General features: G+C 70.3%; 26 protein-coding genes, 2 tRNA genes and 1 pseudogene. 16 read left to right on the forward strand and 13 right to left on the reverse strand.

The window, feature by feature from the left end; translation table 11 throughout:
* The first annotated feature begins 1 nt into the window (after position 1).
* From dusB to Q9R20_RS13545, 5 genes are all read left to right on the forward strand, one after another.
* A complete protein-coding gene (gene dusB / locus Q9R20_RS13525; protein ID WP_311249812.1) occupies positions 2-1,168 on the forward strand; it encodes a tRNA dihydrouridine synthase DusB in 1,167 nt (388 codons plus the stop codon).
* Positions 1,158-2,492, forward strand: a complete 1,335-nt coding sequence (locus Q9R20_RS13530) for a deoxyguanosinetriphosphate triphosphohydrolase (protein WP_311249813.1) — start codon at positions 1,158-1,160, stop codon at positions 2,490-2,492. The genes dusB and Q9R20_RS13530 overlap by 11 nt, the downstream gene beginning before the upstream one ends.
* A complete protein-coding gene (dnaG, locus tag Q9R20_RS13535) occupies positions 2,492-4,333 on the forward strand; it encodes a DNA primase (RefSeq protein ID WP_311249814.1) in 1,842 nt (613 codons plus the stop codon). Before Q9R20_RS13530 ends, dnaG begins: the two co-directional genes overlap by 1 nt.
* A gap of 103 nt (positions 4,334-4,436) precedes the next feature.
* Positions 4,437-5,204 (forward strand): ATP-binding cassette domain-containing protein, encoded by a 768-nt coding sequence (locus Q9R20_RS13540; RefSeq protein WP_311249815.1) that lies wholly within the window; start codon positions 4,437-4,439, stop codon positions 5,202-5,204.
* A 62-nt stretch (positions 5,205-5,266) separates the two neighbouring features.
* Positions 5,267-5,342 (forward strand) — tRNA-Asn (locus Q9R20_RS13545).
* 261 nt (positions 5,343-5,603) lie between these two features.
* Here Q9R20_RS13545 and Q9R20_RS13550 read toward each other — a convergent pair.
* Complete coding sequence (locus tag Q9R20_RS13550; protein WP_311249816.1) at positions 5,604-7,214, reverse strand: protein kinase domain-containing protein; 1,611 nt, start codon at positions 7,212-7,214, stop codon at positions 5,604-5,606.
* 275 nt (positions 7,215-7,489) lie between these two features.
* Here Q9R20_RS13550 and Q9R20_RS13555 point away from each other — a divergent pair, with 275 nt between their 5' ends.
* Together Q9R20_RS13555 and Q9R20_RS13560 are read left to right on the forward strand one after the other, a co-directional pair.
* Complete coding sequence (locus Q9R20_RS13555; protein WP_311249817.1) at positions 7,490-7,864, forward strand: tRNA-dihydrouridine synthase; 375 nt, start codon at positions 7,490-7,492, stop codon at positions 7,862-7,864.
* Positions 7,864-9,168 carry a glutathionylspermidine synthase family protein gene (locus Q9R20_RS13560; RefSeq protein WP_311249818.1) on the forward strand — a complete coding sequence of 435 codons (1,305 nt, stop codon included), beginning with the start codon at positions 7,864-7,866 and terminating at the stop codon, positions 9,166-9,168. Before Q9R20_RS13555 ends, Q9R20_RS13560 begins: the two co-directional genes overlap by 1 nt.
* 55 nt (positions 9,169-9,223) lie before the next feature.
* Here Q9R20_RS13560 and def read toward each other — a convergent pair whose 3' ends face one another.
* Positions 9,224-9,790 carry a peptide deformylase gene (gene def, locus Q9R20_RS13565; protein WP_311249820.1) on the reverse strand — a complete coding sequence of 189 codons (567 nt, stop codon included), beginning with the start codon at positions 9,788-9,790 and terminating at the stop codon, positions 9,224-9,226.
* Between the two features lie 41 nt (positions 9,791-9,831).
* Here def and Q9R20_RS13570 point away from each other — a divergent pair, with 41 nt between their 5' ends.
* Entirely contained in the window at positions 9,832-10,794 is a 963-nt protein-coding gene (locus tag Q9R20_RS13570) for a DMT family transporter (RefSeq protein WP_311249821.1), read from the forward strand.
* Positions 10,795-10,805: 11 nt separating this feature from the next.
* On the forward strand, positions 10,806-11,735 hold the full coding sequence (locus tag Q9R20_RS13575; RefSeq protein WP_311249822.1) for an isoprenylcysteine carboxylmethyltransferase family protein: 930 nt from the start codon (positions 10,806-10,808) through the stop codon (positions 11,733-11,735).
* 64 nt (positions 11,736-11,799) lie between these two features.
* Here the strand turns inward: Q9R20_RS13575 and Q9R20_RS13580 are convergent, their stop codons facing one another.
* Genes Q9R20_RS13580 through Q9R20_RS13600 form a run of 6 tightly spaced genes read right to left on the reverse strand, consistent with a single transcriptional unit; the run spans position 11,800 to position 15,214 of the window.
* A complete protein-coding gene (locus tag Q9R20_RS13580) occupies positions 11,800-12,150 on the reverse strand; it encodes a hypothetical protein (protein WP_311249823.1) in 351 nt (116 codons plus the stop codon).
* Positions 12,151-12,194: 44 nt separating this feature from the next.
* Positions 12,195-12,653, reverse strand: a complete 459-nt coding sequence (locus Q9R20_RS13585) for a hypothetical protein (protein WP_311249824.1) — start codon at positions 12,651-12,653, stop codon at positions 12,195-12,197.
* Entirely contained in the window at positions 12,650-12,949 is a 300-nt protein-coding gene (locus Q9R20_RS13590) for a hypothetical protein (protein WP_311249825.1), read from the reverse strand. The genes Q9R20_RS13585 and Q9R20_RS13590 overlap by 4 nt, the downstream gene beginning before the upstream one ends.
* Positions 12,949-13,314, reverse strand: a complete 366-nt coding sequence (locus Q9R20_RS15990) for a YbaB/EbfC family nucleoid-associated protein (protein WP_396653693.1) — start codon at positions 13,312-13,314, stop codon at positions 12,949-12,951. The genes Q9R20_RS13590 and Q9R20_RS15990 overlap by 1 nt, the downstream gene beginning before the upstream one ends.
* On the reverse strand, positions 13,311-14,903 hold the full coding sequence (locus Q9R20_RS13595; protein ID WP_311249826.1) for a hypothetical protein: 1,593 nt from the start codon (positions 14,901-14,903) through the stop codon (positions 13,311-13,313). The genes Q9R20_RS15990 and Q9R20_RS13595 overlap by 4 nt, the downstream gene beginning before the upstream one ends.
* The gene (locus Q9R20_RS13600) at positions 14,900-15,214 is read right to left on the reverse strand and encodes a hypothetical protein (RefSeq protein ID WP_311249827.1); all 315 of its coding nucleotides are present in this window, start codon (positions 15,212-15,214) and stop codon (positions 14,900-14,902) included. The genes Q9R20_RS13595 and Q9R20_RS13600 overlap by 4 nt, the downstream gene beginning before the upstream one ends.
* A 112-nt stretch (positions 15,215-15,326) precedes the next feature.
* On the opposite strand from Q9R20_RS13600, the gene Q9R20_RS13605 reads away from it, so the two are divergent.
* A tRNA-Ile gene (locus Q9R20_RS13605) sits at positions 15,327-15,400 on the forward strand.
* A 10-nt stretch (positions 15,401-15,410) separates the two neighbouring features.
* On the opposite strand, the gene Q9R20_RS13610 is transcribed toward Q9R20_RS13605, so the two are convergent.
* A complete protein-coding gene (locus Q9R20_RS13610; RefSeq protein WP_311249828.1) occupies positions 15,411-16,619 on the reverse strand; it encodes a glycosyltransferase in 1,209 nt (402 codons plus the stop codon).
* A gap of 40 nt (positions 16,620-16,659) precedes the next feature.
* On the opposite strand from Q9R20_RS13610, the gene Q9R20_RS13615 reads away from it, so the two are divergent.
* The 4 genes from Q9R20_RS13615 (at position 16,660) to Q9R20_RS13630 (ending at position 20,390) form a co-directional block, all read left to right on the forward strand.
* The gene (locus tag Q9R20_RS13615) at positions 16,660-17,670 is read left to right on the forward strand and encodes an NAD(P)-dependent oxidoreductase (protein WP_311249829.1); all 1,011 of its coding nucleotides are present in this window, start codon (positions 16,660-16,662) and stop codon (positions 17,668-17,670) included.
* Positions 17,663-18,424, forward strand: coding sequence for an MBL fold metallo-hydrolase (locus tag Q9R20_RS13620; protein WP_311249830.1), 762 nt, complete (start codon positions 17,663-17,665; stop codon positions 18,422-18,424). Before Q9R20_RS13615 ends, Q9R20_RS13620 begins: the two co-directional genes overlap by 8 nt.
* A 17-nt stretch (positions 18,425-18,441) precedes the next feature.
* Complete coding sequence (locus Q9R20_RS13625; protein WP_311249831.1) at positions 18,442-19,425, forward strand: 3-oxoacyl-[acyl-carrier-protein] synthase III C-terminal domain-containing protein; 984 nt, start codon at positions 18,442-18,444, stop codon at positions 19,423-19,425.
* Positions 19,426-19,523: 98 nt separating this feature from the next.
* Positions 19,524-20,390 (forward strand): zinc-ribbon domain-containing protein, encoded by an 867-nt coding sequence (locus tag Q9R20_RS13630; RefSeq protein ID WP_311249832.1) that lies wholly within the window; start codon positions 19,524-19,526, stop codon positions 20,388-20,390.
* Between the two features lie 90 nt (positions 20,391-20,480).
* On the opposite strand, the gene Q9R20_RS13635 is transcribed toward Q9R20_RS13630, so the two are convergent.
* Both Q9R20_RS13635 and Q9R20_RS13640 read right to left on the reverse strand, forming a co-directional pair.
* Complete coding sequence (locus Q9R20_RS13635) at positions 20,481-21,503, reverse strand: CNNM domain-containing protein (RefSeq protein WP_311249833.1); 1,023 nt, start codon at positions 21,501-21,503, stop codon at positions 20,481-20,483.
* Positions 21,500-22,894 carry a hemolysin family protein gene (locus tag Q9R20_RS13640; protein WP_311249834.1) on the reverse strand — a complete coding sequence of 465 codons (1,395 nt, stop codon included), beginning with the start codon at positions 22,892-22,894 and terminating at the stop codon, positions 21,500-21,502. The genes Q9R20_RS13635 and Q9R20_RS13640 overlap by 4 nt, the downstream gene beginning before the upstream one ends.
* Before the next feature lie 327 nt (positions 22,895-23,221).
* On the opposite strand from Q9R20_RS13640, the gene Q9R20_RS13645 reads away from it, so the two are divergent.
* Positions 23,222-23,563: an ATP-dependent DNA ligase gene (locus tag Q9R20_RS13645; protein WP_311249835.1), complete on the forward strand. Its 342-nt coding sequence runs from the start codon at positions 23,222-23,224 to the stop codon at positions 23,561-23,563.
* Between the two features lie 39 nt (positions 23,564-23,602).
* Here Q9R20_RS13645 and Q9R20_RS13650 read toward each other — a convergent pair whose 3' ends face one another.
* Positions 23,603-25,024, reverse strand: coding sequence for a HAMP domain-containing sensor histidine kinase (locus Q9R20_RS13650; protein WP_311249836.1), 1,422 nt, complete (start codon positions 25,022-25,024; stop codon positions 23,603-23,605).
* Positions 25,021-25,695 carry a response regulator transcription factor gene (locus tag Q9R20_RS13655; protein ID WP_311249837.1) on the reverse strand — a complete coding sequence of 225 codons (675 nt, stop codon included), beginning with the start codon at positions 25,693-25,695 and terminating at the stop codon, positions 25,021-25,023. Before Q9R20_RS13655 ends, Q9R20_RS13650 begins: the two co-directional genes overlap by 4 nt.
* 145 nt (positions 25,696-25,840) lie before the next feature.
* Between Q9R20_RS13655 and Q9R20_RS13660 the strand changes: the two are divergent.
* Positions 25,841-26,147, forward strand: a pseudogene (locus Q9R20_RS13660) (hypothetical protein); the annotation flags it as partial.

Below are 26,147 nucleotides of genomic sequence, written 5' to 3' on the forward strand. Positions count from 1 at the left end.
AGTGAATACGGCAACGGCTCCGACGCGGACGCTCCGCATCGGCAACATCGAACTCGACGCCCCCGTCGTGCTCGCTCCCATGGCCGGCATCACGAACACGGCGTTCCGGCGTCTGTGTCGCGAATACGGTGCCGGTCTCTACGTGAGCGAGATGATCACGACCCGCGCCCTGGTGGAGCGCAACGACACCACGATGCGCCTCATCCGCCATCACGAGTCCGAGACGCCGCGCTCGATCCAGCTCTACGGCGTCGACCCGGCGACGGTCGAAGCAGCCGTGCGCATCATCGTCGACGAAGACCACGCCGACCACATCGACCTCAACTTCGGTTGCCCCGTACCCAAGGTCACGCGACGGGGCGGGGGAGCAGCACTGCCGTGGAAGACGTCGCTGTTCCGCGAGATCGTCGAACGCGCCGTCGTCGCGGCCGGCGACAAGCCGCTGACGGTCAAGATGCGCAAGGGCATCGACGCCGATCACCTCACCTACCTCGAGGCCGGTCGTATCGCGGAGGGCGCCGGAGTGGCATCCATCGCCCTGCACGCCCGGACGGCGTCCGAGTTCTACTCCGGCCACGCCGACTGGGCCGCGATCACGAAACTGAAAGAGACCGTCACGGGCGTCCCCGTGCTCGGCAACGGTGACATCTGGTCCGCCGACGACGCGGTGCGCATGATGGACGAGACCGGCTGCGACGGAGTGGTGGTAGGACGAGGGTGCCTCGGCCGTCCCTGGCTGTTCGGCGATCTCGCGCGCGCCCTCGGCGGTCCCGGCGCCGCTCACGGCGAGCCGGTCGACGCCACCCTCGGCTTCGTCGCGAAAGCCTTCCGACGTCACGCCGAGCTGCTCGTCGAGTTCTTCGAAGACGAAGGACGCGGCTGCCGCGACATCCGCAAGCACGTCGCCTGGTACTTCAAGGGCTACCCCGTCGGCGGCGAGCTCCGGGCGAGCCTGGCGACCGCCTCGACGCTCGACGAGATCGACGAACTGCTGGCCACGATGGAGCTCGACGCGCCCTACCCTGGCGCCGCTGCCGAAGGACAGCGCGGGCGAGCGGGGACCCCGAAGCGCCCCGCCCTCCCCGACGGGTGGCTGACCTCGCGCGAGATCGGCGTCGACGCCGGTCGCGCACTCGCCGACGCGGAGCTGCACCACAGTGGCGGCTGAGGTGGCGGTCACCGCCGCCCGTCCGCTCGGCTATGCCGATGACGACGCCGCCCGGTTCCACGTCGAGAAGCACCGGTCGCAGCGCGACGACTTCGCGCGCGATCGCGCACGGGTCCTGCACTCCGCGGCCCTGCGTCGCCTCGCCGCCAAGACCCAGGTGCTGAGCCCCGCCAGCCCCGCGGACTTCGCACGCAATCGCCTCACGCACTCGCTCGAGGTCGCGCAGGTGGGTCGCGAGCTCGCCACCGCCCTTCAGCTCTCGCCCGACGTCGTCGACACCGCCTGCCTCAGCCACGACCTCGGTCACCCGCCGTTCGGGCACAACGGCGAGCGGGCGCTCAACGAGTGGGCGGAAGACATCGGGGGGTTCGAAGGCAACGCGCAGACGCTGCGCATCCTCACCCGCCTGGAGCCGAAGGTGTTCGGGGCCGACGGTGAGCCCTACGGCCTGAACCTCACCCGGGCGAGCCTCGACGCCACGTGCAAATACCCGTGGACCGTCGATGAGCCCGTTCCCGATCCGGGCGGCCGGCTCAAATTCGGCGTCTACCCCGACGACGAGCCGGTGTTCCACTGGATGCGCGGGGGTGCCCCCGCCCGGCAGCGCTGCATCGAGGCCGAGGTCATGGACCTCTCCGACGACATCGCCTACTCGGTGCACGACTTCGAGGACGCGGTGGTCAACCGCTACGTCGACCCGGCGCGCCTCGCGTTGCGGGTCGGTCGCGAAGGACTGCTCGACGCGATCCAACGGTGGGTCGGCTACGACTTCGTCCGCGACGACCTCGACGCCGGACTCGAGCGGCTCATGGCCATGCCCGAGTGGATCCCCTCCTTCGACGGCACCCGTCCCGCTCTCGCCCGGCTGAAGAACCTCACGTCCGACCTGATCGGACGCTTCGCCCGCGCCGCCACCTCCGCCACCCGCGAGGCGTATCCCGCCGACGAGCTCACCCGCTACCGCGCGCACGTCGTGGTCCCCGCCGAGGTCGAGGTCGAGATGGCGGTGCTCAAGGGCATCATCGGCGCGACCGTGGTCTCGATCGACGGGCGGAAGGTGCTCTACCGCGAGCAGCGCCACGTGCTCAAGCGCCTGGCATCCGCCCTGTGGGAGAACCCCGGCGCGCTCGACGCGCTGCACGCCCCCGACTTCGCCGACGCCGTCGACGACACCGCGCGTCGTCGGGTCGTGGTCGACCAGGTCGCGAGCCTGACCGATCAGCTCGCGATCGCCTGGCACGGCAGATTGGTCGGAGAGGTGGATGCCGCCGAGCTCGGCGTCTGGGCTCCTGGGGCCCGTGCGGCCCGCGGAGCGGATGCCTGATGGCGGGACGCATCCGTCAGGCCGACGTCGACGAGGTGAAAGCCCGCGTCAACATCGCCGACATAATCGGCGAACGCGTCGCCCTCAAGCCCGCCGGCGTCGGTTCGATGAAGGGGCTGTGCCCGTTCCACGATGAGCGCAGCCCGAGCTTCAACGTGCGCCCGCAGGTGGGCTACTACCACTGCTTCGGCTGCGGCGAGTCGGGCGACGTCTATTCGTTCCTGCGGGCGATGGACCACGTGTCGTTCACCGAAGCTGTCGAACGCATGGCAGCGCGCGTCGGCTACACGCTGCACTACGAAGACGGCGGCGCCGCCCCCGAGACGACGGGCCGCTCGCGCCTGTACGCCGCCAACGCCGCGGCCGCCGAGTTCTTCCGCGCACAGCTGATGACCCCCGAGGCCGAGACCGGTCGCCGCTTCCTCGGCGACCGCGGCTTCGACGCGGGGGCGGCGGCGCACTTCGGCGTCGGGTACGCCCCGAAGGGGTGGTCGAACCTGCTCGACCATCTGCAGGCGCAGAAGTTCTCGCGCGACGAGCTCGTGCAGGCCGGGCTGGTGTCGCAGGGACAGCGGGGTGTGTACGACCGCTTCCGGGGCCGGCTCGTGTGGCCCATCCGCGACGTCACCGGCCAGGTGATCGGCTTCGGCGCGCGCAAGCTCTTCGACGACGACCAGGGCCCCAAGTACTTGAACACCCCCGAGACGCCGCTGTACAAGAAGACGCAGGTGCTCTACGGACTCGATCTCGCCAAGCGTGACATCTCGCGGTCCCATCGCGTGGTCGTGGTCGAGGGATACACCGATGTGATGGCGTGCCACCTCGCCGGGGTGACCACCGCCATCGCCTCATGCGGCACCGCCTTCGGCAGCGAGCACATCACCGTTCTGCGGCGGGTCATGGGCGATGACAGCGCCTCGGGCGAGGTCGTGTTCACCTTCGACCCCGACGCCGCGGGACAGAAGGCGGCGCTGCGCGCCTTCGCCGACGAGAAGCGCTTCGCGGCGCAGACCTACGTCGCCGTCGCGCCCGAGGGGCTCGACCCCTGCGACCTCCGCCTGCAACGCGGCGACGGCGCGGTGCGGGCGCTCATGGATTCCAAAGCGCCCATGTTCGAGTTCGTCATCGATCAGCGGCTGACGGACTTCGACCTCGCCACCGTCGAGGGCCGCGCCGGTGCCCTTCGCGCGGCGGCACCGATCGTCGCCGACATCCGTGACCCCGCCCTCCGTCCCGGATACGTACGCGTGCTCGCCCGCCGACTCGGTCTCGACATCCCCGAGGTGCAGTCCGCCGTGGAGCGGGCCGCGCGCGGGGCCGATCGAGCCGACAAGCGCGAAGCGGAGCGCCAGCCCGACGCGGCGCCCGTCGCGGTGTCGGTCACGCTGTCCTCCCTGCCGAACACGCGCGACGTGGCGTTGGAGCGGGGGGCGATGATGGCCTTCCTGCAGTACGGCCACCGCATCGAGCCCGATCTGTTCCTTCGCGCACTGCAGACGCCGTTCGGCCACCCGGCTCTCGAGGCCGTGCGGTCGGCGCTGGCATCCACCGACCTGTCCCAGGCGGGCTGGGCCGTGACCGCGGTGGAGTCCGTGCGCGAGCCGTTCCGCTCGCTCGCCGCCGAACTGTTGACGGCCGAGTTCCCCGCCCGCACCGAGGAGGGGGCCGTCGCGTCGGCGAACGACCTCGCGCGAGGACTGCTCGTGCGCGAGCTCGAGCGAGAGAAGAGCGAGCTGCTGCGCGGCATCCAGCGCGTCCCCGCCGATTCCGAGGAGGGGCGGCGCCTCCGCCTGCGCCTTCGCGAACTCGATGCCGACCGCCAGCGCCTGATCGCGTCCTGACGAACCATCGCGCCTGCGCGAAGTGGATGCCGACCGGTTCTTCCACGGGACGTTGCGGGCGCCGTGCTGGCATCGCGGCCCTTGGTTGGGGGAGGATGAGGGAATGCCCTCCGACACCGACGTCGCCATCCGCGCGGACGATCTGTCCCTGGCCCGCCACGGGGTGCGCGTCATCGACGGCATCACCTTCACCCTCGACGCCGCCCGCACGCTCGTCGTCCGCGGCGCGACGGGGGCGGGGAAGACGTCCCTGGCCTCCCTGCTGGCGGGGCACCCCGACGACGGCCTGACGGTCGTCGGGGGAGAGGCGCGCATCCACGGCATCTCCGCGCGCCGGCCGGGTCGAGCGCGGCGCGAGTGGGTGTTCCACACCGGGTACCTGCCGCAGGGGGCGGGCGCGTCCCTGCCGTCGCGCTTCACCGTGCAGGACGTCATCGCGGAACCGATCACGAGTCGCGACCGCAAGGTCAACACGCGCGCCCTCGCCGTGCGGGTGGCGACGCTCCTCGACGAGATGGAGCTGCCGCTGGGCACCGCACCGAAGTACCCGTACGAGCTCAGCGCCGGCATGCGCCAGCGCGTGGCGCTCGCGCGCGCGCTGGTGCTCGAGCCGCGGCTCTTCGTCGCCGACGACCTCTACGCCAACCTCGACGTCGAGGTGCGCGCGGCCGCTCGGGCGGCGATCACCCGTCGCCGCGACGATCGCGCGATGGCCTCGCTCATCGTGACGAACGACGCCGATGCGCCGCGGGACCTGGATGCCGATGTGCTGGTGCTGCACGCCGGCCACGCCGTGGGGCTCGGGCACGGCGATCAAGCGGTGCAGTGGACCCCGGACGGCACGCCCGAGCGACGTCTTTCGGCGGGCTGATTTTTCCGGCGGGCTCGCGTGCTGTTAGTATCGTGGGGTTGCCCGCCGCAAGGTGAGCATGATCCTCGGTAGCTCAATTGGCAGAGCAATCGGCTGTTAACCGATAGGTTCTTGGTTCGAGTCCAAGCCGGGGAGCCACAGAAGGCCCGACGCATCGCGTCGGGCCTTCGTCGTGTCATAGGTGCGCGTCCGGCGCGTCGATCACGCGGGATCGTCGAGCCCCTCGGTGCGGTGCTCCTCCTGCTCCGCGGGGTTGTGCTCCATGTCAGGAACGATCGACGTATCGTCGCGGTCGGTCTTCTGGGCGGCGGGGTCGGGCACGGGGAGTCGGTCGGGATCGCTTATGCGCTCGAGTCGATCACTGCCGGGTTCCGACGTCACGCCCGTTGACAGCGCATCTCAGCCCGCAGGGGCATCGACGAGACGACCGTTGCCTTTGCCGTTGCCCGGTCCTTTCGTGCCGCTGTTGCCCGGTCCTGGAGAGCCTGGGCCAGGAGGGCCGGCGGTCACAGTCCCCTGCGGGGTGGGCGTGGGGTCCGCAGTGGGGGCGGGGGAGCCCGCGGGTGCCGTGGTCTGTGGCGCGGGCACATCGACGCTCGGGGCGCCGGAGTCGGTCGCCCCCGACCCGGTTCCTCCCGGTGCATCCACCACCGGCTGGACCGGAGCGGGCTGCGTGGGAGAGGGAGAACTCGGGGCGGACGAGCGCGGCGGGGAGCCGGCATCCGTCTTCACGACGGGAGCGACCGCGACGGATCGGTCCTCGGCCACCACGGACCCGGGGGTCGACGACGGCAGCGGCGTCGCGGTCGGCGCGGGCGTCGCGACGCGATCGGTGGTGGTCCCGGACGGGTCGCCGAGCGAGAAGGCCATCAGGTGGCCCCCCACGATGAGGGCGGCGCTGGCCGCGGCTCCCGCCCACAGCAGCGCCCGCCGCCGCGCGCGCCGCGGACGCGAGGTCGGGACCATCGTCTCGGCGGTGCCGACGGCGGCGGAGACGGGAGGAGCCGTGACGGAGCGGTCGCCGTCCAGCTCGCCGGGTACTCGCGTCGAGCCGGAAGCGGGAAAACCCGGAGCTGCGGACGCGGCGACGGGGGCGGTCAGCAGGGCCGTGGGCATCGCCCACGAGGGAGCAGCCGAAGGCACTGCGGCGACGTCCGCGTCGGAATCCTGCGCCAAGACCTCCGCCCGTTCGACGACGCTGGCGGCGCTGGGTCGCTCCGCCGGGTCGAAGGCGGTCATCGAGGTCAGCAACGTGCGCCACTTCGGGCTGAGGGCTCGAGGGATGTCGGGATGGCGAGCGAGCCGCGCGAGGAGCGTCTCCTGCAGGGTGCCGCCGCCGAACGGGTGCAGACGCGTCAGCGCCTCGATGGCGAGGAGGCCGAGCGCATAGACGTCGGATGCCGCCTGCGGAACCTCACCGCGAACCTGCTCCGGCGCGAGGTACGCAGCCGTTCCGATGATCGTGCCGGGGGTGGTCAGGCGCGTCGCGCCGATCAGCCGTGCGACCCCGAAGTCGGCAAGCACCGCCTCCACGTCACGGCCGCCGCCTCGCACCGGCCGCAGCAGCACGTTGGACGGCTTGACGTCGCGGTGGACGATTCCCGCGTCGTGGACGACGGAGAGGGCACTCGCGAGGTCGGAGACGATGCCCGCCACCTCGGACGACGTCAGAGGGCCGCTCTCGATCCGGCGCTGGAGCGAAGGCCCGTCGATGAGTTCCATGACGAGGTAGACGTGGTCCGCCCCCGTGAGGCGCGCGTCGTACAGGGTGACCAGAGAGGGGTGGTCGAGGGCTGCGAGGGCCTGCGCCTCCGAGGCGCGACGGAGGGGCTCCGGTTCGTCGCTGGCGTCGGCGAAGAAGATCTTGATGGCGACGTCGCGCGCGAGAACCTCGTCGCGCGCACGGAACACCCGCCCCATCCCGCCGGCGCCGATCCTCTCCCGGAGGACGTAGCGTCCGCCGAGGATGTCGCCCGCATGGGGCATCGAGAGGTCGGGCGAGTGACTCATCGGTTCCTTCGGGCAGGACCGCCTGTCGGCGAGGGAGAGGATGCCGGGACGCATCCGTCGTGACGGACACTAAGCCCGGCGATTCCGACACGGCCGGGGGTGGCGGTGCCTCTCGCGGACGCGCATAATGGTCGCCCTCCCGCACGGCAGCGCTCTCGCTGCTCCGTCCACGGGTCGACCTTCCGCGCGGGACCGGCTCGGTCGCATTCTCCGATCCCCGGCATATGAGAGCATCGGCGAGGACCCCCCGAGCCGTATCCCGTCAGGAGTTCCCCATGCAGCCCGTCGTGCGCCGCCGCGCCTCGCGTTCCGTGACCGTCGGCGTGGTCGCCGCCCTCGCCGCGACCCTGACCGGCTGCGGGCAGGGCACGAACGTGTCGGAGGACTACGCGCAGATCTGCCGTGACAACGCGACCGAGAAACGCCTGCCGGACGACGATTGCAACAACCACGGCGGGGGAGCGCACTGGTACTTCCTGCCGATCGGTACGGGAGGACGCACGGTCCCGGCCGTCGGACAGCCGACCAGCGGCGGCGTCGACACCCTCCCCTCGGGTAAGACGGCCGCCAAGGGCATCTCCGCCGACGGCGCGAGCGTCTCGCGCGGTGGCTTCGGCGGTTCCGGGTCCGACGGGAGCCACGGCAGCTGATGCGTCGTGTCGAGCTCGCTCCGCGTCCGGACTGGGAGCGCACCATCAAGCAGTCCGGCCTGATCTACTCGCGCTCCGTGCGCGACGACGGCACCGCGGTCGACTACTGGAACGACGGCGCCGCATACGTCTTCACCCTCCCCGAGGTCGAGGAGCTCGAGAGGCAGACCGAAGAACTGCACCGCATGAGCCTCGAGGCGGCGAAGTATCTGGCATCCGGCGAACTCGGCCACCTGGGCCTCACCCCGAAAGCCTTCGACCTCGCCCGATGGTCGTTGGAGAAGAACGAACCCGACGTCTACGCACGATTCGACCTCGCCTACGCCGGCGACGGTACTCCCGCGAAGATGCTGGAGTACAACGGCGACACCCCGACCGGCCTCATCGAGGCCTCGGTCACGCAGTGGTTCTGGTTGCAGGACCGCATCGCGAGCGGAACGCTCCCCGCCGGCACCGACCAGTGGAACGGCCTGCACGAGGCACTGGTGGAGCGCTGGCGCGTCCTCCTGCACCGCTCGCTCTCCGAGGGGGAGGGCGGGCGCCTCTTCGTCGCCCATTCGGATGCCGACATCCACGGCGAGGACTGGGACACGGTGGCCTACATGCGCGACCTCGCCGGCGAGGCGGGCTGGGAGCACACGGGCATCGAGATGAAAGACATCGGCTGGCATCACGGCGCGCGGCAGTTCGTGGGCGTCCCCGAGCCGTGGGGGTCGGCGCGCAGTATCGCGGCGCTGCCCGGCGACACCCCGGGCACGCAGTACCCGGTGATCCGCAACCTCTTCAAGCTCTACCCGTGGGAGGACCTCGTCTCGGGCGAGGACCGCGTCGTCGGCGACCAGGAATTCGGGGCGCTGCTCATCGCCGGACGCGGCCTGTTCGGCCACTGGTACGAGCCCGCGTGGAAGATGTTCCTCTCGAACAAGCTCCTGCTCGTGGCGCTGTGGCGCCTGTTCCCGGGTCACCCGAACCTGCTGCCCGCCTACGCCGACGGACCGAACGGCATGACCGACTACGTCGTCAAACCGGTCTTCGGCCGCGAGGGCGACGGCATCCGCGTCCATCGCGCTGACGGGACCGTGACCTCGAACGGGAACGAGTACCGCCGCGAGGGTCTCGGACGCGAGCGCGTGTGGCAGCAGTACCACGAGCTGCCCGACTTCCCGGGGGCGAATGGGAGCAACCATCCGGTTCTCGGCTCCTGGGTGATCGACGGCGAGGCGTACGGGGTCGGCATCCGCGAATCGGACGGTCCGATCACCGACTACTACTGCCGCTTCGCGTCGAACGTCATCGAGGTCTGACCGCCACGGTCGATGCGCCAACGAGGAACTTGCGTGTTCCCGCCGAGGGCACCCGTCAGGCGTCGATGTCGTCGACTCCCGGCATCCACGAGGCACCGGGCTTCCCCCATTTGCGCTTCTTGGCGATCTTCGCCGCGATCCGGCTGTCGTCGTCGTCGAGGCGATCGATGTAGAGGATGCCGTCCAGATGATCGAACTCGTGCTGCAGGATGCGGGCGCGCCAGCCCGTCACCTCGATGCGCACCGCGTCCCCGTCGAGGTCGGTCCCCGTCAGCAGCGCCGCCTCGGAGCGGCGCAGCGGGAAGCGCTCGCCCGGGAACGACAGGCACCCCTCGCTCTCTTCGTCGGGGTCGGGGTAGCCCGGCTCGAGCGGGCGGATCCACAGTTCGGGGTTGATGACCACGCCTCGCCACGGCTGACCCTCGTCGTCTTCGTAGGTGTAGGTGAAGATGCGCAGACCCACCCCCACCTGGGGCGCTGCGAGACCGACGCCGGGTGCGGCGTCCATCGTCTCGAACATGTCGGCGACGAGCTGGCGCACCTCGTCGGTGATCTCGTCGACACGGGCGGCGGGAGCGTGCAGCACGGGGTCGCCCATGATGCGAATCGGGAGTACGGCCACGTCACCAGCCTATCCAGCGGGCGGGCGGCTATCGTCGAGGGGTGATCCCGCTCGATGCCACCCTCAGCGACGGAATCGACCAGCTCGTCGGCGTGTTCCGCGATCCCCGTATCCTCCTCGGCATCCCCTTGGCGCTTATGGGCGCGGTGTTCATGTCGTTCGGGGCGCAGTACCAGCACCGCGGCGTCCAGAAGGTGGAGCGCCTGTCGGGCAAGACCACCGGCGGCCTGTCCCGCAAGCAGCTCACCTCCCTGCTGACCCGTCCCTCGTGGGTGACCGGCACCCTGATGCTCGGTCTGGCGATCGTCTGTCAGCTGGCCGCCCTGTCGGTGGCCCCGCTGATCCTCGTGCAGCCGCTCGGCGCGATCGCCCTCGTCATCACGACGGTGCTCAACGCACGGGTGTCCCGGCACAAGCCCACGCGACAGTCGCTCATCGCCATCGCCGCGTGCGTGGGCGGCATCTTCATCTTCGTCACGATCGCGGCGTTCTTCGCCACCGAGCACGTCATCACCGAGCGCGAGCTGCTCATCATCCTCGGCATCCTCGCCGTGGTGGTCCTCGTGTTCGGCGCGCTGTGGGTGCTCGTGCGTCGCCGCGCGCAGGCACTGTTCTACATCATGGCCGCCGGCGTCATCTACGGCTTCGTCGCGACCCTGGCGAAGGTCGTCATCAGCCGGGCGCAGGCGGGGAACTTCGAGTGGCTCACGCTGCTCTGCCTGGTCGCCCTGCTGGCGGCGGTGGCCGTCGGCGCGTACTTCGTGCAGACGGCCTATTCGGTGGGCCCGCCGGACCTCGTGATCGCCGGACTCACCGTCATCGACCCGATCGTCGCCGTCCTCATCGGCCTGCTCGTGCTGGGGGAGGCCTCTACCGCACCCGCATGGGCGCTCATCGGATTCGTCATCGCCGGGGCCATCGCCACGTGGGGCGTCATCCAGCTGACCCGACACCACCCGCAGATCACCGCGGACGGCAAACCCAAGCAGCCGCGGGTCCACTGATCGGCCGGCCGATGGCCGCACCCGGCGCTGAACGCCTCGCACGCGCATACTTCGCGCTGCAGGCCGCGGGAAGCGTCGTATGGTGGATCCTCGTCTTCGCCACGACGCCGATCCGCGAGGCGACGCTGGGTGGGCTCGACCCGGCCCTGGTGGCCGCACTCGACGTCCCGCTGTTCGTCGCCGCCTCCGCTCTCGCCGCAGCGCTCCCGCTCCGCATTGCGAGAGGCTCCGCGACGGTGGCCACGGTGTGGACGCTGATCGTCACGGTGCTGCTCGGGCTCTACGCCACCCTGTCGACGCAGGCCGGGGCGGGCGTGATCATCATGATCGCCGCGAGCGGAGGATCGATCGGCGCGTGGTGCTTCCTGACGTGGGGGCGCGTACCGACCGCGTGGCTCCTCGTGGGGCCTTTCGCCTTCCGCCGCGCACGTCGGCGCCGCACCCCGACGGCGCACATCGTGGCGACGGCCGGGCAGATCGTGGTGTTCTGGGGCCTGTTCCTCGTCGTGCTGCCGGCCGTCATCCGCACGCTGGAGCTGCGGTGGCGGGTGGCGCTCGACCTCCCCGCTGGGATCGTCGTCGCGGGCGCCGCGCTCGTGGTGGCCGCCAGCGCCCTCGGGGTGTGGTCGGCGGCGGCGCTCACGGTGGAGGGCGACGGCACTCCGCTGCCCTCGGCGATGCCCAACCGTCTGGTGGTCGCCGGCCCCTACCGGCTCGTGCGCAATCCCATGGCCGTGGCCGGGATCGCGCAGGGCGTGGGGGTCGGGATGCTGCTGTCGTCGTGGATGGTCGTGGCCTACGCCCTCATCGGTTCGCTGATCTGGAACTACGCCATCCGCCCGCACGAGGAAGCCGACCTCGCCTCCGCCTTCGGCGACGACTACCGCGCCTACGCCCGCCGGGTGCGCTGCTGGCTGCCCCGCCTCCGCGCGCCGCGCTGAGCGGCCGGTTCGGCGCACCGCGTCTTCGACGATTCCCGGATGCCGAACCGTGGCGCATGCGGAATCAGAAGACGCCCAAGAGGGGGAACGGGATGAAGCTGAAGGCGAAACGGCCGATGGTCACCACGATGATCGCGGCCGCCACGTATCCCGTGATGAGCCCCATCATCGCGGGGGCTTGCCCGACCCCCGACCCCTTGGCTGAGACGAGCCCGAGGTGACCCAGTACCAGAGCGCCGACCACGAACGGGAAAGCGACGAAGAACGCGAGGATGCCGATGAATGGCAGGGGCACGAGCAGCGCGTTGACCAGGGCGACGGGGCCGACGATCACGGCAGCCACGGCGGTGCCGTTGGAGGGCCGCAGAGGCGCGGGCGTCAACGGCGGCTGCGGGAGAGAGGTGGGCGTCGACACGCGGTGACCTCGATTGTCAGGGATTCGTGGGCCGGGCGTCCTGCTCACTGCTTCGCCAGCTGCTCGAGCTTCGTCCCCGAGAGGGACAGGGAACGTCCGCGCACCGCGTCGCCGATCCCCAGCTCCTCGGCGGCCGTCGCCATCGACACGTCGATGCCCTGCGCATCCTGGGCGTAGAAGCCGGCGGCCCCGACACGCATGGTTTCCGCGCCTCGAGCCATCACTCCGAGAATCGGTCCCAGTGTCTGCGCAGACACGGTCAGACCGGGCTCGATGACACTGTCGTCGAGCGTCACGGTGACGGTCAGGTCACCGGAGAAGGAGTCCTGGTACGACACCTCTGCTGCTGTGACGCCGAGATCCCCACCCTTCAACTGCGCAGCCAGCTGGGCAGCTCGCTCATCCTGGGTGGGCCCGCCCGCCGAGAAGCAGCCGGCCAGGGTGAGGACGACCGCCCCGACGGCGAGCGCGATGGTCGTGCGCGCCAGCGGACGCCGCATCATGCCCCCAGGGCCCGCGCACCCGCGAGATCACAGGTGTCATAGACGTCGGCCAACTTTCGGACCACACCGGCGTTTCTCATCAACCGTTCCCTCCGAGTATCCACTTCGGACAGGGCCCGCTCACTGGAGACGATCGCAGCCTCCGAGGCCTCGCCGCTCGTCGACGCACGAAGAGACTCGATCGATCTCCTCAGATCTGCCGACGTCTCGGCGAGCTCCGCCGCCTGCGCTTCGAAGCGCGAGGCCTGGTCCAGCAGAGGACCCAGCCGGATGTCGAGACGATGGACCATCATCATCACCGTTCCGTGGCGCGGGAGGTGCGCAGTTCGGAGACCAGAGGTGCAGTCTCCCCGAGGAGGACGGCAGCGCGATCCGCAGCGGCCTCGCGCGCAGCCGCTTGCGCGGTCGCGATGGTCCGGGTGAGGACGGTGTCGAGACCGGGTCCGAGGTCAGCGCCGGGAGCGATTCGAACACGAGTGATCGCACCCTCCGCCGTGGCGGTGACCTCGCACTCGTTACGGGGGCTCCGCGATGTCACCGATATGGTCCTTAGTTCGCGGAGTCCGTCATCGAGGCCGACACGAGCGTCCCGTGCGGCAGCCACTTGGGCGTCGAGCCGAGCGAGCACCGCCTCGACGCGTGTGTCGATGTCATCGATCATGATTGTTCTCCTGTCCGCGCCACATAGACCTCATCGACCGCGCCATTGAGGAAACTCCAGTCGTTTCTGAAAGCCCCTCCGTCATCGATGTAGCTCCGAAGATCGTCGGTGTAGTTGCGTGCGTTATGCGTTTGACCCGGACTCATCGACCCGCCGGGATCATCCAGAGCGACCCAGTCCACGTTGGCAGGGAGACGAGGCGTCAGGGCGACCGCTGGTCCCGCCGGCCCGTTGACCACCTGTGGGTGGTGGTTCAGCGGCGTCTGTAGATCGAGCTTCGCCACCGGGTCCGAGACGTGCTCCACCTGCATGACCGGGATGTCATCGGGAATGTCGAACCCATCGATCGGAGAGCCGTTGGTGATCACCCCGATCGTGTTGTACGGCACCGAGTCATCCGCGGCGAGGTTGCCTGCCATGATCCCACCCTGGCTGAAGCCCGACCAGACCACGTCGGACCCGGGCGGCACGCCGGCGTCCTGCATCGCCTGCATCACAGCGCGCTCGTACTGCGTGCGCAGCACAGGATTGTCCATGGTCATGAGGGCGATATTGCTGTCGAGGTCATTCATCGGTCCGGCATCGCGGAACGTGTCGGCCCATTCGCCTCCCATGAGTCCCTTCAGGATGCCCCAGTCCTGCGTGGAGGGCAGATTGACGAGGGCATAAGTCGACCCGTCAGGACGGCGAACTGTCGTCACGCTGATCGCCGTTTGGCGATCCTTGCCCAGGCCGTCGATCAACTCGTTGTTCTCGAGGAGATCAGCTGGCGAGGTTATCTCACTGCGATTCATCAGATCGGTGTAGGACTGACTGTCCGCGGCGTCCTCCGGATACAGCTCACGCACCTGCGGGTCGGAACGGAGCATGTCGCCCAACCCCGTGGCGAGCAGGTAACTGAGAGGTCCGCCGATCGCCATGGAGATCCCCGGAAGCATCCGTCCGAGCAGATCCTGCACAACGGCCATACCGCGCTCGACGATCGGCGCAAGCTCCTCGAGCAGGCGCCCGAGCTGCCCCAGCGCGAGGAGCAACTGCTCGATCAGATCCCGTGCCAACACGACGACATCCCACGCCGCATCTGCGAACTCGCGGATGGCGTCGAGCTTGTCGAAGGGGTTCAGAGTGAAGCTCGTCAACGAGTCGGACAGGCGCACGAGGGCGTTGAGCAAGCCGCAGATCGCGTCGCGGCAGGCGGTCACGAGCGTCGATGCGAGGGCCAAGGCGGATGACGCAGCTCCCGCCCAGTCCTGCACATCCGTCAGGACCCGGGAGACGTCTTCGTACCGCTGGCGCAGGGCCCGAACCGTCCGACCGTCGAGGTCGTGGAGAGCCCGCGCGGCGGATGCGAGATCGAATGTGACTTCGGTCACCGACGACTCGACCGCGCGCCACTCGGACGACCGCAGGGCGATGGCGCCCGGATCTCCCTGCAGCTCATCCATCCACTGCGGCAGCGGCTGCACGTACGTGATCAGCCACCCCGCGAACCCGGGGATTCCGTCGCACCCGCCACCTGACGAGCGCGACGCACCCGCGGCCCACGACTCGCTGCGCAACTGCGCGGCGACGGCGGCTGCACCGCTCACGACTCGAACTCCTGCATCGCGGCGATCGCCTGCTCTTCGACGTCATCGAACGAGTCGCGTGCGACTTGGACGCCCTTCTGCATCGTCGCGATGAGCTCCTGTGCGCTCGACAGAAGCTGTGCGGTCGTGCTCGCGAGACCGTTCGCAGCCCCGACCACGATTCCCGACGCGAGAACGCCGAACGCTGCGCCCGGCAGCTGTGCTCCGGCGGCGGACGCCGCGGCATCCAGGGCATCACTCGCGCGGCCCAGTCTGGACGCTTGGTCCGCCAGGACATCGGTATCGATGATGATGTGCGTTCTTCCCGCCACGGGGCCCCCGCTCGTGTCAGCTTGCCAACACCATAACGAAACCCCTCCCGGTGCCGCAGAGCGAGGCGCGCGACATGTGGATAACCGGATGCCGGTAGGCTCGTCATCGCTGGGGGCGGTGGCCAAGCTGGTCAAGGCAGCGGGCTCATAACCCGACGATCGTGGGTTCAAGTCCCACCCGCCCTACGACGACCGCCTACCGTGCCGACCTGGCGGCGCTCATCGCCGATTCGTAGACCGCGATCACCGGGTCGGCCCGCTGCTCGACCTGAGCGCGCCCGCGGATCATGGCCGCGCTGGCGGTGGCGATGGCTCGGGGGTCTCGCTGGAGTCCCGCCACGAGGGCGGTGATCCCCTCGGCATCCGGTGTGTCGGCGAGGAAGCCACCGCCTGGCGGTAGGACCTCGCGGAGATCCGGATCGCAGAACAGCACGGGAAGACCGGATGCCGCTGCTTCGAGCATCACCATCGGCTGGTTGTCGAAGTCGTACGAGGTCGACACCAGCACGTGGCTCGCCCTCATGGCATCGAGCACCTCGTGCTGAGACACCGACCCGTGCAGGACCAGTGGGGCGCCCATTCGCTCGATCGAGCGTCGCGAGAGGCCGTCGCCGTAGACGTCCACCGAGACATCGCGTGCGAAGGAGCGCGCTGCGTCGGCGATCACGGCGGGACGTTTCTCCGGCGACAATCGCCCGACCCACAGCAGACGGAGGGTGCTCCCGGGGGCGAGTCGTCGCTCGACGGGCGCGCCGATGCGGTCGAGCACACTCTGCTCGAGCCCGTTCGGTACGACCGAGACGGGCGCCTCGACCCCCTGCTGGGTGAGCTTGCGGGCGAAATGCGTCGACGGGACGATCACGTGGTCGCTCGCGCGCGACTGAGCGAGCATGAGCCGCCACATGCTCCTCGCCGCCGGGGTGGCGGTGTAGGGGGAGTCGGCGCGCACCCGCAAGCCGCGATGACTGATCTGGCGGGAGTGCAGGGCAGCCAGGAGGGGAACGGTGACCCGAGGGAGGGGGAGGACACTCGCCGTGTACACATCGACGCGGCCGTGCATGGTGTGAACGACCGGCAACCCCAGATCATGAGCCGCGCGCACTCCCGCAAGGGCGGCGAACATCTCCGAATGCGTGTGCACCACGTCGATGCGCCGCTCCGCCAGCTCCCGCCGCAGCAGCGCCGCTGCAACACGCGGTGGCCAGGTGAACGGGTAGCCGTCGGGCCGGAACGCGCGGGAGATGGGCAGGGCGACGATCGACGGGTCCTCGCTCGGCTGAGCCAGCGGACAGAACACCGTCACTTCGAGACCAGCTCGGGTGAGCACTTCCCGGAGCGACTTGACCGCGGTCTGCACGCCACCGAGCGTGGGCAGGTAGTAGTCGGTCACCAGGGCGATCCGCATGTCCCGAAGCATACGGGTCCACGGCCCTAGAATCGGGCGGATGGGGGCAGGAGAGACGAAGGGCGGCACGCCTGGCGTCGCGCCCCGTGGACAGACGGCGCTGGTCACCGGCGCGAGCGGCTTCCTCGGCGGGTACGTCGTGCGCGATTTGCGCGCCCACGGCTACGACGTGATCGCCTCTGGTCGGAACGCCACCGCTCTGCCCGCGGGGGAGACGCTCATCGGCGACCTCGACGACCTCGCGCGGGCGGACGTCGGCCGCCCGGTGGACGTGGTCGTGCACTGTGCGGCGCTGTCCTCGCCGTGGGGACGCTGGGCCGAGTTCGAGCACGCCAACGTGACCGGTACCGAGCGGGTGCTGGAGTTCGCCCGCCGCGCCGGATCGCGCCGACTCGTGCACATCTCCTCCCCGGGGATCTATGCCGCCCCTCGTGACCGGGTCGGCATCCGGGAGCACGACGTCGATCCGCGGCATCCGATGAACGGCTACATCCGCTCGAAGCTGGAGGCCGAGGCCCTGCTGCAGGACGCCTCCGCCGAGGATGCACGGCCGGAAATCGTCATCCTGCGCCCCAGGGGGATCATCGGTCGCGGCGACCCCAGCCTCGTCCCTAGGATCCTGCGTGTTCGCGAGCGGTTCGGCATCCCCCTGATGCGCGGCGGACGAGGACTCGTCGATCTCACCGCGGTCGAGAACGTCGCCCTGGCGGTGCGGCTCGCGGCCGAGGCGCCCGACGTGCACGGCCAGGCGTTCAACATCACGAACGGGGATCCCCGTCCGTTCCGGGCCGTGCTCGAGCAGTTGCTCGAGGGGCTGGGGCTCGAACCGCGGTACCGGCGGGTACCGACAGCAATCGCTTACGGGGCCGCGGCGCTCCTCGAGGCCGTGTGCGGGATACTCCCCGGACATCCCGAGCCGCCCGTCACGCGGTACACCGTCACGACGATCGCCCATTCGCAGACCCTCGACATCTCACGTGCACGCGATCTGCTCGGCTACCGGCCCGAGGTCTCGCTCGACGAGAGCCTGGCAGGTTACGCCCGTGTCTGAGCTCCGCTACTTCGCCTGCGGCGAGACCTCACACGACATGGGCCGGTTGCTGCGCGGTGCCCTTCGGGAGCGTCGAGTCTTCCCGGCCGGAGCGTTCCTGTACCGCTCCGGTACGCGACGGGTGCTCTTCGACACCGGCTACGCGCCCGAACCGTGGCGCGCCGGACTCGGCGGATGGGTGTACCGGAGGGCGCTTCCGCCTCGCGTGGGAGCGGGTGACACGATCGCCGAACAGCTCGACCCCGCCACGATCACGCACGTCGTCCTCTCTCACCTGCACCCGGACCATATCGGCGGCGTCCGGTTCTTCCCGAACGCCGCCTTCGTCCTCAGCGACGGGGCGCGCCGCACCCTCGAGCGACCGCGACTGCGCGACGGGCTGCTGCGCGAACTGCTGCCGCCATGGTTCCGCGAGGCGACGGTGCTGCCCTCGCCCGCGTTCTCGTCCGGTCCGCACGGACTCCGCACCGCGGACCTCTTCGGTGACGGGTCCTATCTCCTCGTCGATCTACCGGGTCACACCCGAGGTCATCTCGGCGCCCTCATCGAGAACGAGGTGCTGCTCGCCGGAGACGCCGCCTGGGGGCGCGACCTGCTCGGTGCGGAGCGGCGCATCCGCCCCCTGCCGCGACTCGTCAGTCACGACATGACCCGGCAGCGCGAGACGGCGCAGATGCTCCTGGCCGCGGAGCAGCACGGGCTACGACTGCTTTTCAGCCATGACCGCCATCCGACCGGGCAGAACCTGCTATGACCACGAGGAGGACGGAGATGCTGCCGCATCGATCCAACGGCCAGAAGAGTCAGCTCCGGCCGTGCCGGCTGGCGGGATGGGGAACGTACCTTCCGGATCGGGTGGTCACGTTCGGAGAGCAGACGCGCTTCCGCATTCCCGACGGCATGTCGCAGCTCGACATGCTCGCCGCGGCCGCCGAGGAGGCCCTCCGGCGAGCCGAGCTCGATGCCGACGACATCGACTGCGTCATCGCGGCCTGCGCGGCAGGCGTGCAGCCGATCCCCTGCACGGCGGCTCTCGTCATGGAGCGCGTCGCCCCGCACGCCGGCGCCGCCGCCTTCGACGTCAACTCGACCTGCACGAGCTTCATCACGGCAGTGGATATCGCGTCCCGGTACCTCGCCGCCGGCGACCACGACCGGGTGCTCATCGTCTCCGGCGACGTCGGGACCCGCTTCCTCGACGCCGGCCAACGCGAGAGCTTCGAACTCTTCTCGGACGCCGCCGCCGCGGTCGTACTGACGCGGGAAGCCGTCGAAGTGAGCCACGTCGCCGCGCCCGGAGTCCTCGGCAGCCTGCAGCAGACGTGGCCTGAGCACGCGCACGATACCGAGCTCCGTGGCGGGCTCTCGCTGCACCCGGCCCAGTCATACGCCGACGGCAACCCTGCTGATTACGTCTTCGCCATGGACGGGCGGCGCGCACTGCTGGGCATGTTGGCTGTGCTGCCTGACTTCTTCGCCCGGTTCTTCGACCAGGTCGGCCTCGGTCTCGAGGAAATCGACCTCGTCGTGCCACATCAGGCGAGCAGGGCGCTCAGCATCGCGATGCGTCGGATCGGCATCCCCAAGAATGCGTACGTCGACCGCGTCGCGGAGTTCGGCAACATGGTGTCCTCGTCGGTTCCGTTCATGCTGGCGACCAGTCTCGACGAGGGCCGGATCGGGCCCGGGGACACCGTCCTGCTGTGCGGCACCGCCGCGGGCTTGACCGCGAACGCTCTCGCGCTCCGGCTCTGACGAGCCGCAGGGGTCGATGGGTCGATCTCGCCCGGCCCCGGGGCCCCCTTCGCGTAGTCGGGGCGGCGATGTCGGACGTCGCAGCTAGCCTCCCTCCCGTGGTGGAGAGAGTGCAGTCCTGGTGGGCCCGACGGCAATGGTCGAAAGGGCTCGACGTGCCCTACCCGATCGGCGCCTATCGCGAAGCATGGGCGGCCTATCCCGCCCTGGTACGGCAGTACCACCCCGACCTCAACGCGGGGATCGCCCTGAGCCAGGTGCCGCCTGCGGCCGAGGTGCTCCTGCTCTGGCAGTGCGACGCCGGTCATCGTTTCGCAGCAACGCCCAGCGAGCAACGATTGCGCCCCGGTCGTGAGCGCCGCCGGAGCGCGTGGTGCCCCGAATGCAGTGAGCAGGCCAGCCCCAGACGCACGGTCGCGCTCCCCATGCGCGACTCGGTGACGGAGCCCGCCGTCACCGCCACCGCCGTCCTGCGGCAACGGAAGCGGCCGGTCACCCCGCCCATCTGCGAGAAGACGCCCGCGGTGCCGGTGGGCACGGCATTCTTCTCGACGTGCGCTCCCGCGCCCGCCTCCGCCGTGGAGGACCGCGTCCGCGCCGATGTGGACGATCGCCTGACCCTGGACCACCGTGCGAACGCCGTCCGCGTGGCCAGACCCTTTTTCCAGCACGTGGAGGTGTGGCCGGATCTCGTGTTCCCCGAGCTGCGCATCGCGGTGGAGTACGACTCGATCGGACGACACGGTCTCGAGCACGTCGGGAAGCGCGAAGCGGCCGACCGTCGAAAGGACCGCGCACTGCGATCGGCGGGCTGGGAGGTCGTCCGCTTGCGTGCCGGCCGGCTCGAGCTCCTGGGCCCGCACGATCTGCGGCTCGCGACCTGGAACGATCGCGCGCTGGACCGGCTGATCGAGACGTTCCGCGGCATCCGGGGTCCGCTGCTCGTGGACGCGTACCTCCGCTGATGCCCGCCCCGCGTCCGAACGAGGAACGCCCGCCGCCGCGGAGTGTTCTCCGAGAGCGGCGAGCGTTCCCGGCTCACGCGGTGGCGGACCTCAGCGCACGACCTCCGCCACCTCGGCGGGCCCGGGCAAGATCTCGCGCAGCAGGTCGTCGAGCGTGACCACGCCGAGCAGGCGTTCGCCGTCGACGACCGTGGCCAGCTGCACCCGGCCGCGGCGCATCCGCGCGAGGGCGTCGTAGGCCGAGGCTGACGGCTCGAGCACCAGCGGCTCTCGGGCGATGTCGAGCGCCGGAGTGGCCGGGTCGACGGTCAACGTGTCCCGCACGTGCGCGACACGCGACGCAGCACCGGCGCCCACGAGGATGCGCAGGTGCGTCGACGAGGCGGCGACGGCCTGGATGTCGGCGACCGTGGCATCCATCGCCACCGCGGTGGGGGAGCGGTCGGTGCGCACGATGTCGCCGACGGTGATCGTGCTCAGGGCGATGACCTGGTTGATCGGTTCCGAGTACTGCTGTTCGAGCGTGCCCGCCTGACGGGAGTGCGCGACGAGCTCTCGGATGGTGTCGACGTCCTGACCGCCCGCCGCGGCCTTCTCGACGGGCTCGACACCCGATGCCTTCACCAGGCGGTTGGCGATGTGGTTGATCCACAGCAGGAACGGGCGCAGCGGCCAAGTGAGCGCGCGGGCCAGGATGCCGGTGGCCTTCGCCGCGGTCTCGGGATGCGCGATGGCCCAGGACTTGGGCGCCATCTCGCCGATCACGAGGTGGAGGAACGTCACCACGATGAGCGCCAGCATGAACGCGATGATGTCGGCGAGGACGTAGGGCAGACCCCAGGCCTCGAACACCGGCGCGAGGGCGTAATCGATCGCGGGCTTGGTGATCGCACCGAGCAGGAACGTGCACGCCGTGATGCCGAGCTGGGCGAAGGCGAGCATGACGGTCAGCTCGTTGACGCCGCGCAGCGCGGCGCGAGCGGACGCGCTGGTCGCGGCCTCCTCCTCGAGGCGGTGGCGTCGCGCAGCGAGGAGGGCGAACTCGACGATGACGAAGAACGCGCTCGCGATGATGAGCCCCGTGGTGACGAGGGCGACGACCCAGCCGTTCATCGGGCCACCTCCTCGTCGCGGGTCTCGACCGGGTCGGCATCGCGGTCGTTCTCGTGCAGCTGGACGCGCACCTGCGAGGGCACGTGCCGGTCGACCTCGACGACCTCGACGACGAGCCAGCGGTCGATCTCGATGCCCTGAACGGTCTCGGAGGCGCGCTCCGGCAGATCGATGCGGACGACCTCGCCCACGGCGGGCAGGTCGCCGTTCGTCTCGATGACGAGACCGGCGACCGTCTCGGCGTCGGTCTCGGCGAGATCGTGGCCGAGGAGGCGTTCGAGCTCGTCGAGGTGCAGGTCGCCGGGAACCGTCCACGCGTCGTCGCCCACCGCTGCCGCCTCGGCGACGATCGCGTCGTGCTCGTCGGAGAGCTCGCCGATGACCTCCTCGGTCAGGTCCTCGACGGTCAGGATGCCGTCGAAGTTGCCGTACTCGTCGACGACGCAGGCGAGCTCGTTGCGCGAGCGACGCATGCGCTCGAGCGCGACAGGCAGCAGCATCGAGGTCGGGATGACGACGGCGGCACGCATGACGGACGCCACGGGCGCGTCGTCGCCGGGCTGTTCGCGCAGGATGTCGATGAGCTCGACCACGCCGACCGGGGAGTCCTCGTCGCCGATCACCGGGTACCGGGTGTGCCCGGATGCCATGAGCGCACGCACCTCGCCGACGGTGGTGTCGGGGGTGACCGAGTCGGTCTGCGAGCGGGGCACCATAGCGTGCTCGACGTCGCGCTGCGGGAAGTCGAGGATGCGGTCGATGATCATCGACAGGTCGTCGGGCAGGTCGCCGCTCGCGCGGGACTCCTCGATGATCGCCTCGAGGTCGCGAGCGGTCGCGCTCTCGTCGACGTCCTCGAGGGGCTCGATGCGCAGCAGACGCAGCAGCGCGTTGGCGGCCACGTCGAACACGGTGATGAGCCAGCCGAACAGCAGCAGGTAGATGCGCGTGGGAACGGCGAGTGCACGGGCCAGCGGCTCAGGGCTCGCGATGGCGAGGTTCTTCGGATACAGCTCGCCGAAGATCATCGTCACGATGGTCGCCAGCAGCAGCGCGGCCACGGTGCCGATGAGCACCGACACGGCCGGCTCGATGCCGACGCCGCCGAGCAGGGTGCCCAACGACTGGCCGATGAGCGGTTCGGCGACGTAGCCGATGAGCAGCCCCGTGACGGTGATGCCCAGCTGCGCACCTGACAGCATGAACGAGGTGCGCTTGGTGATCGCCAGGACCCGCTTGGCCTGCGCGTCGCCCTTCTCGGCCAGTGCCGCCATGCGCGAGCGGTCGACCGACATGTACGCGAACTCCTGCGCGACGAAGAAGCCGCAGGCGACGATGATCGCCAGAGTGATGATGATCCCCAACAGAAGGGTCAGGGTCGCAGCCAGCATCAGATCTCACCCCCTCTCCGGAAGAGGGGGCTCGAAGATCGGCCCTCCTGGTCGGTGGAGGTGCGGTGATGGCTCACGGGTTTTCTCTCTCGTGGGTCGGATGATCGCAGATACCTTCGACTCTATCGATCGGCCCGCGGCGCACCCTGAGCATTCGCCGCGACATCGACGGCGAGCACACCCGCTCGGTCGCCGATATATCGGCGTGCATGTACCGAAAGAGCCCCGAGGGTGAAATACTGAGGGTCCCCGCATTGCCCCGCTTCCCGGCGAGGTCCCGCCCTTGCAACAACAGGTACGCTTCGGCGTGCCGGAAAAGGACCCGCCGTGGGACGCCTCATCTACCGCGATCGCGCATCGTTCGACATCGACGACCGCATCCTCGCTCACCTTCGCCTCGTCGTGATGAACAAGCTCCGACGCAACGAGGGCTTCATGCTGCAGTTGCCCGTGAACGAGGGGGTCCGGCAGGCGAGCCTGTGGATCCACGCCTCGAACGCCCTCGTCATGCAGTTCTACGGCGGCCGGGAGCCGGTGATCGACCGCGAACTCGTCGACCAGATGATGCACGACGCCAGCGGTGCCGACGGCCTCACCCTCACCGCCGCGGGCATCGCGCCGGCACCGGCTCCGACGCGTCAACCGGTCGGCCATCGCCCCACGCGTTGAGCGCGATCGGCTGCTGACCTCCGAGTCGCTGCGAAGGCGTCAGACCGTCGGCAGCGATATGTCGAAGCGCGCGCCCGCATCGGAGCGGACATTCCGCACCTCTCCGCCGTGGGCGCGCGCGATTCCGCGTGCGATCGGCAGGCCCAGTCCGACGCCGCCGGAGGTCTCGCGTCCCTGGTCCAAGCGCACGAGACGGTCGAAGATGCGCTCCGCCTCGGCGGGGGGAACACCCGGACCGTCGTCGACGACGGTGATCACCGCCTGCCCGCCCTCGGTGTGGAGCGACAGGGCCACCGTCCCCGTCCCGCCGGTGGCACGCGCGGCGTTCTCGACCAGGTTCGACAGCACCTGCGCGAGACGGCCGACATCGACGCGCGCGCGCACCGCGGCATCCGGGATCTCCGCCCAGATGCGCAGGGACGGATGCACGAGCGGGGCGCGATGCGCCTCGGCCTCGACCAGCGTCCGCAGGTCGACCTCGGCCCGGTCGAGCTCGAGCCCCCGGTCGACACGCGCCATCGTCAGCAGGTCGTCGACGAGGCGGGATGCCCGCGTCGCCTCCCGCACGACGTGCGCCGCGAGCAGGTCGCGCTCGGGGCCGTCGAGATCGGCGCGCACGAGCGTGTCGGCGGCGGCCCGGATGCCGGCGACCGGCGTGCGCAATTCGTGCGCCGCGTCGGAGAGGAACGCCCGCAGTCGCGCCTCGGCGTCGCGCGCCGCCTGCTCGGCGCCGACGACGTCGTCGAGCATGTCGTCGAGCGCGGTGGCGACCCGTCCGATCTCGGTGTCGGGTCGGGTCGGGCGTAGGCGCCTCTCGCGCTCTCCGGAACCGATCGCCCTCGCGACACGCGAGACCTGGTCGAGAGGTCGGAGGCTCCGCCGGACGACCAGCGTGACCGCCCCGGCGGCGAGCACGAGGACGCCGATCGAGGACACCGCCATGATGCCCCGCACCTGCGCGAGCGTTTCACCGACGCCGACGGCCGACGCCGTCAGGGTGAGCGTCGACCCGTCGCTGAGGGTGGAGCGCAGCGTCACGAGCTGGTCGTCGCCGGAGACGTCGGACGCGACGACCTGTACGCCGCTGGACGACGCCGAGGGCGGCGCCGACCGCTCTCCCGGTCCGACGCCCGGCCCGCCGGGTCCCGGTGGAGCGTCGCGCAGCTGATCGGGACTGGGACCCGCGACGACCGAATCGCCGCCCGCGCCGTCGATCCGCACGGCGAGTCCCTGGTACGACAGACGTTCGGCGAGCTCAGTGTCGTCGACCGTCCCGACCAGCGATGCAGCGGCGGCCGCGCGATCGCGCAGGCGCTCTTCGATCTGCCCGCGCAGGCGGGCTCCCAGCGCGACGTCGACGACGACCGCGAGCACGACGAGCAGCAGAGCGACGAGGGCCAGGACCGCGACGATCGTGCGCCGGCGGAGGGAGCCGGAGCGCAGGGGAGCGGGGGTGCTCACGGCGTCGCGCTCAGCCGGTAGCCGAGTCCCCGTACGGTGTGGATCAGCCGCGGACCGTGCTGCTCCATCTTGCGTCGGAGAGCGCTGAGGTGCACCTCGACGAGGTTCGGGTCGTAGTCCTCGTACCCCCACACCTGCGTCAGGATCTGCGCCTTCGACAGCGTGCGTCCCCGGCTGTCGGCGAGGAGGTGAAGCAGGCGGAACTCCGTCGCCGTGAGATCCAGGGCGACTCCCGCGCGGTGGGCGGTGGTGGCATCCGGATCGACGACGAGATCGCCCACCGAGACCGTCTGCGGCAGCCGACCGCGTCGACGCAGCACCGCGCCGGTACGCGCGACCAGTTCCGCCATGGTGAAGGGCTTCACGACGTAGTCGTCCGCACCCTCGGCGAATCCGCGCAGGCGGTCGTCCACCTCGTCGCGGGCGGTCAGCATGATCACCGCGGCGTCGCCGGCCGCGCGCACGACGGGCAGCAACCGGATGCCGCTCGGCCCGGGCATCATCCAGTCCAGGACCACCAGGTCGGGGCGGAACGCCCTCAATCTCTCCGCGAGGTCGGAGCCGTCGGGCGCCGCCTCGGCGACGAAGCCGTCGGCCCGCAGTGCCGTGGTGACGGCGAGGCGGATGGTCTCGTCATCGTCGACGACGAGGACCCGGGCTGCAGAGGACATCCGGCAGACGATAGGGCCGTCTCCTGAACGCCGGTTATGGCTTGCGTATGCGGTCGCCGCTGGAGCACCGGCTTCAGGTGGGCTTCAGTCCCGGCTCGAAACCTGGTCTCAGAGCCGGTGACCGCCACCGGCACGGGAAGCGAACATGAACGACGACAACCCCACCCTGCCGCTGCCGAAGTACGAGGAGTCGCCCGAACCGCGTCGCCGCTCCTGGCGCCGGCCTGCTCTGATCGCCGGCGCCGTCATCGTGGCCGCGGGGCTCACGGGCGGGACCGCCGCCCTCGCCGCGCAGACGACCGGCACCGGGCCCCTCGCGGCCGCCGCCACCTCGGCACCGAGCGCCGACGGCGGCTCGACCGGACCCGGCATGCCCGGCGCCGCACCCACCCCCGGCGCCACCGCCCCCGCGCCGACCGACGGCGCGACTCCGCCCGCTCCGGCGGACGGCT

It is taken from the genome of Microbacterium sp. PRF11, from assembly GCF_031844085.1.
Classification (GTDB): Bacteria; Actinomycetota; Actinomycetes; order Actinomycetales; family Microbacteriaceae; genus Microbacterium.